The 13,717-nt window shown below is 72.0% G+C and carries 11 protein-coding genes; 3 read left to right on the plus strand and 8 right to left on the minus strand.

Annotated elements, in window-relative coordinates:
- Nucleotides 1-46 precede the first annotated feature (46 nt).
- Both ACWC9R_RS31675 and ACWC9R_RS31680 read right to left on the minus strand, forming a co-directional pair.
- Nucleotides 47-865 (minus strand): nucleotidyltransferase, encoded by an 819-nt coding sequence (locus ACWC9R_RS31675; protein WP_450736680.1) that lies wholly within the window; start codon nucleotides 863-865, stop codon nucleotides 47-49.
- A 130-nt stretch (nucleotides 866-995) separates the two neighbouring features.
- A complete protein-coding gene (locus ACWC9R_RS31680; RefSeq protein ID WP_006604164.1) occupies nucleotides 996-1,670 on the minus strand; it encodes a Crp/Fnr family transcriptional regulator in 675 nt (224 codons plus the stop codon).
- 445 nt (nucleotides 1,671-2,115) lie between these two features.
- Here ACWC9R_RS31680 and nth point away from each other — a divergent pair, with 445 nt between their 5' ends.
- Genes nth through ACWC9R_RS31695 form a run of 3 tightly spaced genes read left to right on the plus strand, consistent with a single transcriptional unit; the run spans nucleotide 2,116 to nucleotide 5,142 of the window.
- The gene (gene nth, locus ACWC9R_RS31685) at nucleotides 2,116-3,162 is read left to right on the plus strand and encodes an endonuclease III (RefSeq protein WP_450736682.1); all 1,047 of its coding nucleotides are present in this window, start codon (nucleotides 2,116-2,118) and stop codon (nucleotides 3,160-3,162) included.
- A gap of 53 nt (nucleotides 3,163-3,215) precedes the next feature.
- Nucleotides 3,216-3,929 (plus strand): NUDIX hydrolase, encoded by a 714-nt coding sequence (locus ACWC9R_RS31690; protein WP_450736684.1) that lies wholly within the window; start codon nucleotides 3,216-3,218, stop codon nucleotides 3,927-3,929.
- Nucleotides 3,930-3,942: 13 nt separating this feature from the next.
- Nucleotides 3,943-5,142, plus strand: a complete 1,200-nt coding sequence (locus tag ACWC9R_RS31695; RefSeq protein ID WP_450736686.1) for a MarP family serine protease — start codon at nucleotides 3,943-3,945, stop codon at nucleotides 5,140-5,142.
- 82 nt (nucleotides 5,143-5,224) lie between these two features.
- On the opposite strand, the gene ACWC9R_RS31700 is transcribed toward ACWC9R_RS31695, so the two are convergent.
- The 6 genes from ACWC9R_RS31700 to ACWC9R_RS31725 form a co-directional block, all read right to left on the minus strand.
- A complete protein-coding gene (locus ACWC9R_RS31700) occupies nucleotides 5,225-5,422 on the minus strand; it encodes a hypothetical protein (protein WP_362603640.1) in 198 nt (65 codons plus the stop codon).
- A 246-nt stretch (nucleotides 5,423-5,668) separates the two neighbouring features.
- Nucleotides 5,669-6,607: an alpha/beta fold hydrolase gene (locus ACWC9R_RS31705; RefSeq protein WP_450736688.1), complete on the minus strand. Its 939-nt coding sequence runs from the start codon at nucleotides 6,605-6,607 to the stop codon at nucleotides 5,669-5,671.
- Entirely contained in the window at nucleotides 6,604-7,062 is a 459-nt protein-coding gene (locus ACWC9R_RS31710) for a phage holin family protein (RefSeq protein ID WP_450736690.1), read from the minus strand. The genes ACWC9R_RS31705 and ACWC9R_RS31710 overlap by 4 nt, the downstream gene beginning before the upstream one ends.
- Before the next feature lie 44 nt (nucleotides 7,063-7,106).
- A complete protein-coding gene (nhaA, locus tag ACWC9R_RS31715) occupies nucleotides 7,107-8,501 on the minus strand; it encodes a Na+/H+ antiporter NhaA (RefSeq protein ID WP_450736692.1) in 1,395 nt (464 codons plus the stop codon).
- Nucleotides 8,502-8,971: 470 nt separating this feature from the next.
- Nucleotides 8,972-10,936 carry an acetate--CoA ligase gene (gene acs, locus ACWC9R_RS31720; RefSeq protein WP_450736693.1) on the minus strand — a complete coding sequence of 655 codons (1,965 nt, stop codon included), beginning with the start codon at nucleotides 10,934-10,936 and terminating at the stop codon, nucleotides 8,972-8,974.
- Between the two features lie 149 nt (nucleotides 10,937-11,085).
- A complete protein-coding gene (locus ACWC9R_RS31725; protein WP_450736695.1) occupies nucleotides 11,086-13,416 on the minus strand; it encodes a SulP family inorganic anion transporter in 2,331 nt (776 codons plus the stop codon).
- Nucleotides 13,417-13,717 lie beyond the last annotated feature (301 nt).

A 13,717-nucleotide genomic window follows, 5' to 3' on the forward strand; every position in this document is an offset into this window, starting at 1 on the left:
GGCGCCGACCTCTCCACCGACCTCGACCCGGCGCTCGTCGCCGAGATCAACGCGGCGCTGCTGGAACACACTTCGCCCCGTGGACGGCCAGATATTCGCCGGCCAGCCAGGGGGCGAGGCCGGAGAGCAACTGGTCCAGCAGCTCCGGGTACGCGGCGGGCGTCCGGCCGGCGTGCGCCGCGGCGCGCATCTCCTCGGCGTGCGCCGGGTAAGAGCGGCCGAACACTTCCGCCGACTCGGTGAGATCACTCGTCCAGCCGCCCCAGCGCGGCATGACCAGCGTGAATCCGGTGCGGACAAGCCGGCGTGCCACACCCCGGGTCAGCCGGACGCGCTCGGCGTCCGTCGTGGCCGCCGCGGCCTTCGCGCGCAGACCGGGCAGGTCGTGGTGGAGGTCGCCGTTGGTCTCCCGGGCGAGGAGCGAGGTGGGGCGGTAGCGGGGCAGCCGCTCGGCGAGATCGGGACCGCTGAGCGGGGTGCACAGACAGGCCACGAACCATCCCAGGTCGTACCGCTCCGGCGCGCTCAGCAGGCGCGGCGCCCCGAACAGCAGGATGCCGACGCCGTTGACCTGGGGGAAGGCCGCGTCGAGCCGGTCCTCGACGGCGCGGGCGGCGGCCCGGTCGGCATCCGTGGGTCCGTCCCGCAGGGCGAGCAGCACATCGAGATCGGACACGCCGGGCACGGCGGTGCCGCGCGGAACGCTGCCGTAGAGGTAGCTGCTGTGCAGCCGGCCGGGGCCGAAGTGGTCGCCCAGCCGGGCGCCCAGCGCCGCCACCACGGGCGCGAACGGCGCGGACACGCGGTCCAGCGCCCCCTCCCGTAGAAAGCAGCCGTCCCGGTCCATCCCCGTGCCGTGGATCATGGCGTCACTATGGCGGGCGCGCCGGCGCTCCGGCGAGCCCTTTTACGGGCCGCGGGGCGGTGCGGGCCGCCTGTGGGCCCATGACGAAGGGCCCCGCCGGAGCGGGGCCCTTCCAGGCTGTCTGCGGGGGTCAGCGCGAGCGCTTGGCCAGCCGCTCGACGTCCAGCAGGATCACGGCGCGCGCCTCCAGGCGCAGCCAGCCGCGGCCCGCGAAGTCCGCCAGCGCCTTGTTGACCGTCTCACGGGAGGCGCCGACCAGCTGGGCCAGCTCTTCCTGCGTCAGGTCGTGGACGACGTGGATGCCCTCCTCGGACTGCACGCCGAAGCGGCGCGACAGGTCGAGCAGGGCGCGCGCCACGCGGCCCGGTACGTCCGAGAAGACCAGGTCGGACATCTGGTCGTTGGTCTTGCGCAGCCGGCGGGCGACCGCGCGCAGCAGCGCCGTGGCCACCTCGGGGCGGGCGTTCAGCCAGGGCTGGAGGTCTCCGTGGCCCAGGCCGAGGAGCTTGACCTCGGTGAGGGCGGAGGCCGTGGCCGTACGGGGGCCGGGGTCGAAGAGCGAGAGCTCACCGATCAGCTCTCCGGGGCCGAGGACGGCGAGCATGTTCTCCCGGCCGTCCGGGGAAGTGCGGTGCAGCTTCACCTTGCCCTCGGTGACCACATAGAGGCGGTCGCCGGGGTCCCCTTCGTGGAACAGGGCGTCGCCGCGGGCGAGCGTGACCTCTCCCATAGAGGCGCGCAGCTCGGCCGCCTGCTCGTCATCGAGCGCCGCGAAGAGCGGTGCGCGCCGCAGAACGTCGTCCACGAGATCTCTCCTTGTCGACATGCTCCGGGGGACTGTGGTCCCCATCATGCCGGAATGCAAAACAGTGCGATCAATCACAAGTTTGCCGGACCGGTGCCGCCCGCCATAAGGCAGGGGGCCGATTGGGGTCACGAATCATAGTGATCAAGCCGGATGTCAGTGGCTGGCCTTAGTCTGGCCGAGTGTCCAATACGCCGGTGGGAGCAGAGGACTGGGGGGCCGGAAGGGTGAGCGCAGGGCGTGATTCCGCTGTGGGCGAACAGTCGTCCGCCCGCCTCCCGATGTCGGATAAAAGTAACAAATCGCTCTCCGGGGTGGCGTCCCGCCGGAAGCCGCCCGCCCGGAGACCCGGCGCGTCGCGCCCCTCGGCGCAGGACACGACCGTGCAGACCTCCGCGAGGAAGACTCCGGCGGACAAGACCTCGGCAGGGAAGAAGGCCGCCCCGTGAACGCAACCCCCGAGAAGCCGGCGGCGGCCAGGAAGGCCGCGGCGAAGAAGGCCGTGACGAAGAAGGCGGCAGCCAGGAAGGCCGTCGCCACAACGGCCACCGCGGCCGCCGAGCAGGCCCCCGCCAAGAAAACGGCCGCGAAGAAGGCAGCCGCCGGGAAGGCCGCCCCGGCCAAGACGACCACGGCCAAGAAGGCCCCGGCCAAGAAGACCGCAAAGGCGGCGGACGCCGGGAAGGCGTCCGCCAAGAAGGCCGCCGCGCGCAAGCCCGAGTCCCGGGTCGCCATGGTGCGCCGCGCCCGCCGGATCAACCGCGAGCTGGCCGAGCTCTATCCGTACGCCCACCCCGAGCTGGACTTCACCAACTCCTTCGAGCTGCTGGTCGCCACGGTCCTGTCCGCGCAGACCACCGACCTGAGGGTCAACCAGACCACCCCGCGCCTCTTCGCGGTCTGCCCGACGCCCGAGGACATGGCCGCGATGCCCCCGGAGCGGCTGGAGGAGCTGATCCGGCCGACCGGCTTCTTCCGGGCCAAGACGAAGTCGCTGCTCGGCCTGTCGGCGGCGCTCCGTGACCGCTTCGGCGGCGAGGTCCCCGGCCGCCTGGAGGACCTCGTCACCCTCCCCGGCGTCGGCCGCAAGACCGCCAACGTGGTCCTGGGCAATGCCTTCGGCGTGCCGGGCATCACCGTCGACACCCACTTCGGCCGGCTGGCCCGCCGCTTCGGCTGGACCACAGCGGAGGACGCCGAGAAGGTCGAGGCGGACGTCGCCGGGATCTTCCCCAAGAGCGAGTGGACGATGCTCTCGCACCGGGTCGTTTTCCACGGCCGCCGCGTCTGCCACTCCCGCAAGCCCGCCTGCGGGGCCTGCGCCATCGCCCCGCTGTGCCCCGCGTACGGCGAGGGCGAGACGGACCCGGAGAAGGCCAGGAAGCTGCTGAAGTACGAGCTGGGCGGCCAGCCGGGGCAGCGGCTGAAGCCCCCGGCCGACTATCCGGGGCAGCCCGCGCCGCCGATGGCGCCCCCGGTGGCCGCGTCCTGACGCCCGCCGCCCAGAGGTGACCGACGATCGATGCCAGGCCTGAGGGGGCGCGGATGCGGAGTGCACGGGAGCAGCGGTACGGCAAGGAGGCGGATGCCGGCCGGGAGGCGGCGGTGACGGCCGAGGGCCTGCCCGAGTGGCTGGACCCGGTGGCCGAGGTGGCCGCCACCATCGAGCCGCCCCAGCTCAGCCGCTTTCTGCCGCCCGAGAGCGGGGGCCGGCAGTCCGCCGTGCTGATCCTCTTCGGCCACGGCAGCCGCGGCCCCGAGCTGCTCCTGATGGAGCGCGCCGGCACCCTGCGCTCACACGCCGGCCAGCCCTCCTTCCCCGGTGGCGCCCTCGATCCGGAGGACGGCGACCCGGAGGGCTCCGGTCCGGTGCGGGCCGCGCTGCGCGAGGCTCAGGAGGAGACCGGCCTCGACCCCTCCGGTGTGCAGGTCTTCGCCGTGCTGCCCCGGCTCTACATCCCCGTCAGCGGCTTCGTGGTGACGCCCGTCCTGGGCTGGTGGCGCCGGCCGAGCCCGGTCGGCGCGGTCGACCAGGCGGAGACCGCCCGGGTGTTCACGGTTCCCGTGGCGGATCTCACCAATCCCGCCCACCGTGTGACAACGCGCCATCCCAGTGGCCACATCGGGCCTGCCTTCCTTGTCGAGAACGCCCTGGTCTGGGGGTTTACCGCCGGAGTCATCGACCGCATCCTGCATTACGCCGGATGGGAGATTCCGTGGGACCGTGACAAGGCGGTCCCGCTCGACTGGCGCTCGTGAGACGGTGTCCGGCGTGAACGTCCTGGACATCTTGCTGCTGGTCGCGGCCGTGTGGTTCGCGATCATCGGCTATCGGCAAGGCTTTGTCGTCGGCATCCTGTCCGTGATCGGCTTCCTCGGGGGCGGTCTGATCGCGGTCTATCTGCTGCCCGTGATCTGGAACGAGATCACGGGGGACGCGACGCCCGGCAGCTTCGCGGCCATCGCGGCGGTCGCCATCGTGATCGTGTGCGCGTCCGTGGGCCAGGCGCTCACCACCCATCTGGGCAACAAGCTGCGCCTCCACATCACGTGGTCACCGGCGAGAGCGCTGGACGCGACCGGCGGCGCGCTGGTCAACGTCCTCGCGATGCTGCTGGTCGCCTGGCTGATCGGCTCGGCGCTGGCCGGGACGTCCCTGCCGACGCTCGGCAAGGAGGTCCGCAATTCCAAGGTGCTGCTCGGGGTGTCCCGGGTGATGCCCCAGCAGGCCGGCACCTGGTTCGCGGACTTCTCCTCGGTCCTCGCGCAGAACGGCTTCCCGCAGGTCTTCACGCCGTTCTCCAACGAACCGATCACCAACGTGCCGGCCCCCGATCCCCGGCTGGCCACCAGCCCGGTGGCGGCGCAGGCCAAGCGCAGCATCGTCAAGGTCGTCGGCACGGCTCCCAGTTGCGGCAAGGTCGTCGAGGGCAGCGGCTTCGTCTTCGGCCGGCACCGCGTGATGACCAACGCCCATGTCGTCGGCGGGGTGCGCGAGCCGACCGTCCAGGTGGGCGGCGAGGGCCGTACGTACGACGCCAAGGTCGTGCTCTTCGACTGGCGGCGCGATATCGCGGTCCTGGACGTGCCCTCGCTGAACGCCCCGGCGCTCCAGTTCACCGGCGCGGACGCGGACAGCGGCAACAGCGCCATCGTCGCCGGCTTCCCGGAGAACGGCGGCTACGACGTCCGCGCGGCCCGGGTCCGCGGCCGTGTCCAGGCCAACGGCGCGGACATCTACAAGCGCGGCACGGTCGGCCGCGATGTCTACTCCCTCTACGCCACGGTGCGTCAGGGCAACTCCGGCGGCCCGCTGCTCACCCCGCAGGGCAAGGTCTACGGCGTCGTCTTCGCCAAGTCGCGGGACGACTCACGCACCGGCTACGCGCTGACCGCCGACGAGGTCCGTGAGGACGTCATCAGGGGGCGTGCGGCCCAGCAGCAGGTCGACAGCCAGGGCTGCGCGATCTAAGGCCTGTCCGGCGGGTCACTGCCGGGCCCGGCGCCGGGGCGCGTGGAGAGGAGTCCCGCGCCCCAGTCGGCGGGGCGGGGGTTCAGGTACGGGGATGGCGTAGCCGCGCGCTCATCCAGCGCGCTCTGCGGCGCAGGATGCGCGGGATTCCCATCGGGTGCGTCGGGGCGGGGGAGGCGCCGGACCTGAGATCCGGGGTTCCCCTTTCCTGCGTACCCACTGCAGCGGCACTGCTGCGGCGGTTGCGTGCCACGTCACGGTAGTCGTGCGTCCAGCCCATACCCTCGACTCTGCCCGTGGCCCAAGGTCCGTAACCGCCTCGGGGACCGCCAATTGGCCTATGCGCCGGGCAATTGGCTGTTCGTCATACGCGCGTTCGAGGCCGGTGGAGAGAGGCTCCGCAGAGCGGTGCGGGGAGCCCGCTCAGCGGTCCCCGGGCGCCGGGACACGCCGGTGCGCGCGGCTGGTCCAATGGCCCGCCCCGAGGGCGTCGTGGTTCCCCGCCCTCCTCCGGGGCGGCGGCCCGTCACCGGTCCGGTTCCGGGTCCTTCAGCCAGCTGATCAGTTCCGTGGAGAACGCCACCGGGTCCTCCTCGTGCGGGAAGTGCCCCAGGCCGTCGAACAGCCGCCAGCGGTACGGCGCCTCGACGTACTCGCCGGAGCCGGCCGCGCTGCGGGTACGCATCACCGGGTCGAGCGAGCCGTGCAGATGCAGCGTCGGGACGCGTACGGGCATCTTCATCCGGCGGTTGAACTGGAGACCGTCGGGGCGGGCCATCGAGCGCACCATCCAGCGGTACGGCTCGATCGAGCAGTGCGCCGTCGAGGGGATACCCATCGCCCGCCGGTAGACCGCCAGCGCGTCGTCGTCCGGCAGCCGGGGGCCGGACCAGTCGCGGATCATCCGCCCCACCAGCGCCGCGTCGTCCGCGGTCAGCGCGCGCTCCGGCAGCCAGGGCCGCTGGAAGTTCCAGATGTGCGAACTCCGGGCGCTCTGCCGGACGTCGGACAGCATCGCCGAGCGCCAGCGCCGGGGATGCGGCATCGACGCCACGGCCAGCCGGCGCACCAGCTTGGGCCGCATCACCGCGGCCGTCCAGGCGAGATAGCCGCCCAGGTCGTGTCCGACGAGCGCGGCGTCCGCCTCTCCCAGGGACCTGATGACGCCGGTGATGTCCAGGGCGAGGTTCGCCGGGTCGTAGCCGCGCGGGGTGCGGTCGCTGCCGCCGACGCCGCGCAGATCCATGGCGACCGCGCGGAAGCCCGCGTCGGCGAGCGCCGGCATCTGGTGCCGCCAGGTCCACCAGAACTGCGGAAAGCCGTGCAGCAGCAGCACCAGCGGGCCGTCGCCCATCTCCGCGATGTGGAAGCGGGCGCCGTTGGCCGCGACGTCGCGGTGCGACACCTCTCTCCCGCCGGGGACGTCGATCCGCACGACCGAAGCGGTGCTGTCAGGGGCTGTCATACCGATGAGCGTGTCACAGACTCCAGGGCCGGGTGCTCCACGGGCGTCAGCCGCGGGTGCGGCTTGGCCTTCTGGAGTACGGCCGCGGTCTCCTTGGCGGAGTTGATGGACTTCTCCGGCTTCTTGATCTTCTTCATCTTGGCCATCGCGATGAGGGCCAGCAGTCCGGCGAGGACCAGGAAGGCGCCGCCCACGATCAGGAAGGACCAGGCGAGCCCGAGGCCGAGGTTGTGGATGCCGTACGCCGCCGCGAAGCTCAGCACCGGCAGCGCGAACAGCGCCAGCGCGCCGGCCACCATGAACGCGGCGCTGCCGATGCCCGCGCGCTTGGCGTCCTGCCGGAACTCCGCCTTGGCCAGCGCGATCTCGTCGTGCACCAGCGCGGACATTTCGGCCGTGGCCGTGGCCACCAGCTGTCCGAGGCTGCGGTCCGTGCTGTCGTGGACTGCGCTCATCGCCGTCTCCCTCTTCTCTTCACCCGGATGCAAAGCCTCTCAGATCATGCCGGACCATCGTCTCCGGCATGCGAGTCGGAGGCCACTTCGGCAAGCCGCCGGTGCTCGGCGGCCTTGGCCTCGTGGATCGCCGCCATTCGCAGGTGGTACTCCGGCTTGTCGAGTTCGTAGACGTCCGGGATGCCGTCCTGGTCCTCGTCGCGCTCCTCGTCCTCGCACAGCTTCCGGTACTTGGCGTTGCGGACCTTGAGGAGGATGCCGGCGAAGACGGCCGCCAGCAGCGAGCCGATCAGCACCGCCGCCTTGATCTCGTCGGCCAGCACCAGGTCCTCGGCGAAGGCGAGTTCGCCGATGAGCAGGGAGACGGTGAAGCCGATTCCGGCCAGGGCGGAGACGGCGAAGACATCCGGCCATCGCAGGTCGGGGTTGAGCTCGGCTCTGGTGAAGCGGGCGGTGCACCAGGTGCCGCCGAAGATGCCGAGCGCCTTGCCCACCACCAGGCCGAGCACGACGCCGAGCGTCTCCGGCCGGGTGAAGACCTCGTGGACCGCACCGCCGGATATGGACACCCCCGCGGAGAAGAGGGCGAACAGCGGCACGGCGAAGCCGGCCGAGAGCGGGCGGACCAGATGCTCGATGTGCTCGCCCGGGGACTGCTTCTCGCCGTCGCGCCGGGTGCAGCGCAGCATCAGGCCCATGGCGACGCCGGCGATGGTGGCGTGCACCCCGCTGTTCTCCATCAGACCCCAGATGACCAGGGCGAGCGGGACGTAGACGTACCAGCCGCGGACGCCCTTGCGCAGCAGCAGGTAGAAGATCACCAGGCCGGCGGCGGCGAGGCCCAGCGCCAGAAAGTCGATCTTCGAGGTGAAGAAGACCGCGATGATCAGGATGGCGAAGAGGTCGTCGACGACGGCGAGGGTGAGCAGGAAGGCGCGCAGCGCGGCGGGCAGGGACGTGCCGATGACGGCGAGGACGGCGAGCGCGAAGGCGATGTCGGTGGCGGTGGGGACCGCCCAGCCCTGCAGCGAGCCGCCGCCGATGCCGTTGACGGTGAAGTAGACGACCGCCGGCATCGCCATCCCGCAGAGCGCGGCGACCACGGGGAGTGCGGCGGCCTTGGGGTCGCGGAGTTCGCCGGCGACCAGTTCACGCTTGAGCTCGATACCGGCGACGAAGAAGAAGACCGCGAGCAGCCCGTTGGCGGCCCAGTGCTGGAGGGACAGGTCCAGGCCCAGCGCGGCCGGTCCGAGGTGGAAGCCGCGGACCGCCTCGTAGCTCCCGCCGAGGGTGTTTGCCCAGATCAGGGCGGCTACAGCGGCGGCGAGCAGGAGGACGCCGCCGACGGTTTCGGTGCGCAGCGCATCCGCGACGAAGTTCCGCTCGGGCAGCGGCATCCGTCCGAGGAAGGGGGCGCGGCGGTTCCTGGGGGCGCTCATGCGCCGACCTCGCTGCGCTCGGCGGGGCGGCGTGCGCGCAGCACACACTTCTCGATCGTCTGCTGGCTTGGCGCGCTCACTCGGTGACCTCCGGGTTTCGGCAGCTGTGTACGGCTGTTGCAGTTGCCGACCAGACTTCCCGGCGCACCCAGAGTTTCTTAGCGTGTCATTGACGCGTGTCCCACTGTACCGGGCGGGCGCGAGCGGCTATCCGGCCGTCTCACTTTACGGTCAATTCGGGCGCCGGGCCGCTGGGGCCGGGCGGCCGGGAGGACGGGCGCCGACGCGCCGGGACGCCGCGTCGCCGGAGGGGCGGGCCGCGGCCGGGGTGGCTTCGCGCCGTTGGCGGCCGCCGGCGGGCGAGGCCGCTGAGCAGGCGGAATGCCCGGCCACGGAAGGGGGCATCCGCCCGCGGAAAGGGGGCACCCGGCCGCTCCGGCCCGATGCCCCCTTGCGGTGCTCCGTCCCGCTCAGTCCTCGCTGGCCGCGCTCGGCAGCTTCGCCTGGATCAGGTCCATGACCGCGGAGTCGGTGAGGGTGGTGACATCACCGAGCGCGCGGTTCTCGGCGACATCGCGCAGCAGCCGCCGCATGATCTTGCCGGACCGGGTCTTGGGCAGCTCGGCGACCGGCATGATCCGCTTGGGCTTGGCGATCGGGCCGAGCTGCTGGGAGACATGCGCGCGCAGCTCCTCGACCAGGCCCTCGTCCTCCGCCGCGCCACCGCGCAGAATGACGAAGGCGCAGATGGCCTGGGTGGTCTGCGGGTCGGCGGCGCCGACGACCGCGGCCTCGGCCACCTTCGGATGCGAGACCAGCGCCGACTCGACCTCGGTGGTGGAGATGTTGTGGCCGGACACCAGCATCACGTCGTCCACCCGGCCGAGCAGCCAGATGTCGCCGTCGTCGTCCTTCTTGGCGCCGTCGCCGGCGAAGTACTTGCCCTCGAAGCGCGACCAGTACGTGTCGAGATAGCGCTGGTCGTCGCCCCAGATCGTGCGGAGCATGGCCGGCCAGGGCTCGGTCAGCACGAGGTAGCCGCCGGCACCGTCGGGGACCTCACGGGCGTCGTCGTCCACGACGGTCGCGGCGATACCGGGCAGCGCCACCTGGGCCGAGCCGGGCTTGGTCGCCGTGACGCCCGGCAGCGGGCTGAGCATCATCCCGCCGGTCTCGGTCTGCCACCAGGTGTCGACGATCGGAGTCGCGTCGGCCCCGATGTGCTTGCGGTACCACATCCATGCCTCGGGGTTGATGGGCTCGCCCACCGACCCGAGGACCCGCAGCGACGACAGGTCGAACTTCGCCGGGATGTCGTCGCCCCACTTCATGCAGGCGCGGATCGCGGTCGGCGCGGTGTAGAGGATCGTCACGCCGTACTTCTGCACGATCTCCCACCAGCGGCCCTGGTGCGGGCTGTCGGGCGTGCCCTCGTAGAGCACCTCGGTCGCGCCGTTGGAGAGCGGGCCGTAGGTGATGTACGAGTGGCCGGTCACCCAGCCGACGTCGGCGGTGCACCAGAAGACGTCGGTCTCCGGCTTGAGGTCGAAGACCGCGTGGTGGGTGTACGACACCTGGGTGAGGTAGCCGCCGGTGGTGTGCAGGATGCCCTTGGGCTTACCCGTCGTGCCGGACGTGTAGAGGATGAACAGCGGGTGCTCGGCGTCGAAGGCCTCGGGCGTGTGCTGGTCGCTCTGCCGGTCGACGATCTCGTGCCACCAGACGTCGCGGCCCTCGTGCCAGTCGACGTCCTCCTGGCCGGTGCGGCGCACGACGAGGACGCTGCGGACGTTCTCCGTGCCCGGCTTGGTCAGGGCGGCGTCGACGGCGGGCTTGAGGGCGGACGGCTTGCCGCGGCGGTAGCCGCCGTCGGCGGTGATCACCACGCGGGCGTCCGCGTCGTTGATCCGGGTCGCCAGGGCGTCCGCGGAGAAGCCGCCGAAGACGACCGAGTGCGGTGCGCCGAGGCGGGCGCAGGCCAGCATGGCGATGACCGCTTCCGGGATCATCGGCAGGTAGATGGCGACCCGGTCGCCGCTGCGCACACCCAGTTCGGTCAGCGCATGGGCGGCCTTGGAGACCTCACGCTGGAGCTCGGCGTAGGTGATCGCGCGGGTGTCGCCGGGCTCGCCCTCGAAGTGGATGGCGACCCGGTCGCCCAGGCCGTTCTCCACATGCCGGTCCACACAGTTGTAGGCGACATTGAGCTTGCCGTCGGCGAACCACTTCGCGAAGGGCGCGTTGGTCCAGTCGAGGGTCTGGGTGGGAGCGGTCTCCCAGGACAGCCGCCGGGCCTGCTCGGCCCAGAAGCCCAGCCGGTCCGCCGCGGCCTGTTCGTACGCGGCAGCCGTGACGTTGGCATGCGCGGCCAGATCGGCGGGCGGCTCGAACCGCCGCTCCTCCTTGAGCAGGTTGGCCAGGCTTTCGTTGCTCACAACATCTCCCATTCCCAGGGCGTCCGACGTGTCCCCAGGTCATAGCTCATCAGCCCGCGCCCGGCCCTGACAAGGGCTGTGGACAATTATTGGTTTAGACCTGTCAGTTCGGGGGTCGTGACAGGGCTGTTGAGGCGATGCCGTGCAGGTCAGACCGTAACCGGTGCCGGTTCGCCGCGCACCGCGCAGAACCGCCCAACGGCCTCGTCGAGCACATAGGTCTGGGCCTCGCCGACATGGAAGTACATGCCGTGCAGAGCGAGCGTTCCCTCGGCCACCCGGCGTGCCACACAGGGGTGCGCCCTGAGGTGGTCGAGCTGCTGCATGACGTTGACGAGCGCCAGCCGCTCCTGGTCGTCACTCACCGGCCGCCCGCTGAGAGCGACTTCGCCCCGCCCCCGCCGCCCGATGCGCTGCATACGGGCGAGGCTCGGCCGGCCGAGCCGCAGCCAGCGGGCGAGCGGGGTCGGCTCGGTGCCCTCCGGTGCGTCGGCCCCGAGCAGCGCTCCCATGGCGCCGCACCCGGAATGCCCGCACACGGTGATCGAGCCGACCCGCAGCACCTCCACCGCGTACTCGATCGCCGCTCCCACCGAGTCGCAGGAGGTGTCCGGGCCGGGCGGCGGCACCAGGTTGCCGACGTTGCGCACGGTGAACAGATCACCCGGCCCACTGGACGTGATCATGCTCGTGACCAGCCGGGAGTCCGCGCAGGTCAGAAAGAGCTGGGTGGGCCGCTGGCCCTCGCGCGCCAGCCGGGACAGCTCCTCGCGCACCAGCGGAGCCGTATGGCGCTGGAAGGCGGACACCCCGCCCAGAAGCTGGCTGCCGCTGCTCTCCCCGGCAGCCGCCGGGTCCGGGGCGGGCCGGGTGCAGTGGTGGTTGCGCCAGGGCGTCCACGGCCGGCAGGAGTGTCCACCGGCCTCCGCGGCGAGCGGCCGTCCCGAACGGCCGCCGAGCGTCACCTGGCCGCCGTGTGCCCGGTGGGTGCCCGACCAGGACTGCAGCGCCTCATAGGCGGCGTGATCCATGAACGAGCCGCACAGTTCGACGACGACGTCGGTGTGCGCGGGCACCTGCGCCAGCGCCCGGGTCAGCCGTGGCACCGCCAGAAACGTCAACTGCCCGCTGACCCGCACCCGGTGGCCGTCGGGCTCCTCGGTCACCGTGACGCGGGTGTGCGTCAGCCGGCGCAGTGCCAGGAAGACCGCGACCGCGATGCCGGTCCCCACGCCCTGGAGCACCCCGAACAGGACGACGCCGCCGAACGTGGCGGCGTACACCGGGAACTCACGGTGCCGCTGCACATGCCGGATGTGCGCGAAGCTCATCATCCGTACGCCGACGACCATCACCAGCGCGGCGAGCGCGGCCAGCGGAATCAGCTCCAGCGCCGTGGCCAGCAGGCCCGCGCACAACAGCACCCATACACCGTGCAGCACGGTGGCGCGGCGGGTGGCCGCACCGGCCCGCACATTCGCCGAGCCGCGGATCGCGCCCCCGGAGACCGGCAGTCCGCCCAGCAGCCCGGAGACGGTGTTGGCCACGCCCTGGCCGGCCAGCTCGCGGTTGAGCCGTAGGCGTCCCGTGGGGGCGTCGGGCCGTTCGGCTGCCAGCCGGTCCACGGCCACCGCCGACAGCAGCGACTCCATGCTGGCGACGAGGGTGACGGTCAGCACCGCCGCGGCCAGGGCCGGGAGGGAGGCGTCCGGGAGCGCGGGCAGCTCGGGCATCCGCCAGGACGGCAGCTCCACCCGCGCCACCTCCGTTCCCGCGCTGACGGCCGTCGCGGCGAGCACGGCGGCCAGCGGGGCGGGCAGCACCCGCGCCCACCGCCCGGCGCGGCCCGGCAGCCGTCCCCAGCCGAGGAGCACGGCGACGGTGACGGCGCCGATCAGCAGCGCGACGGCGTGCGGGTGCGCCAACTGGCCGGGCAGCGCGGCGGCGTTGTCGAGTGCCGAGCTGTCCGGACTCCCGCCGAGCACCACATGGAGCTGTCCCAGGGCGATGGTGGCCCCGATGCCGGCCAGCATGCCGTGCACGATCGCCGGGCTGATGGCCAGCGCCGCGCGGGCCACGCGCAGGGCGCCCAGGGCGAGTTGGGTGAGGCCGGCGAGCACCGTGATGGCGCATGTGGCGCGCCATCCGTAGCGCTGGACCAGATCGGCGGTGACCACCAGGAGGCCGGTCGCCGCGCCGCTCACCTGGAGCGGGGCGCCGCCGAGCAGGCCGGCGACGATCCCGCCGACGACCGCGGAGACCAGACCGGCCTGTAGTGGTGCGCCGGTGGCCAGCGCGAGGCCGAGGGACAGCGGGACGGCGAGCAGGAAGACGACGACCGAGGCGGAGAGGTCCCGGCGCGCGGCCCGGCCCTTCTCCGCACGGGAGCCGGGTTCCGGGGGTGTACGGGGCCCGGGAGCGGTTTCGGTGCGGTGCGGTGTGCGCGGCGGCTGCGGCGGCAACTTCTCGGTCTGCGGCATTCCCGTCTCCTCCGGGGCGACGCGGTCGCGCGGGGCGCGATCGTGGGGCGGCGGTGTACTGCGGCGGGACGTGAGTCGACCGGCGGTCCTCACCTTTGGGTGACGGTCCGGTGACTCTCAAGCATCGGTAAATGAACCGTAATGAGAGGTAAAGGGCAGGAGAAGTCTTTACGGTCATTCGCCGCAATCCATCCCTCTATCAGGTGAATGCGGCGCATTTCGCCTTGTGGTTCTCCGGCTCTTCGCCTGGCGTGTCCGGCACCGGCGGCGCTTCCGGCGGAGTGCCGGAGGGCGCTCACCG

The sequence above is a fragment of the Streptomyces sp. NPDC001219 genome (assembly GCF_053597915.1).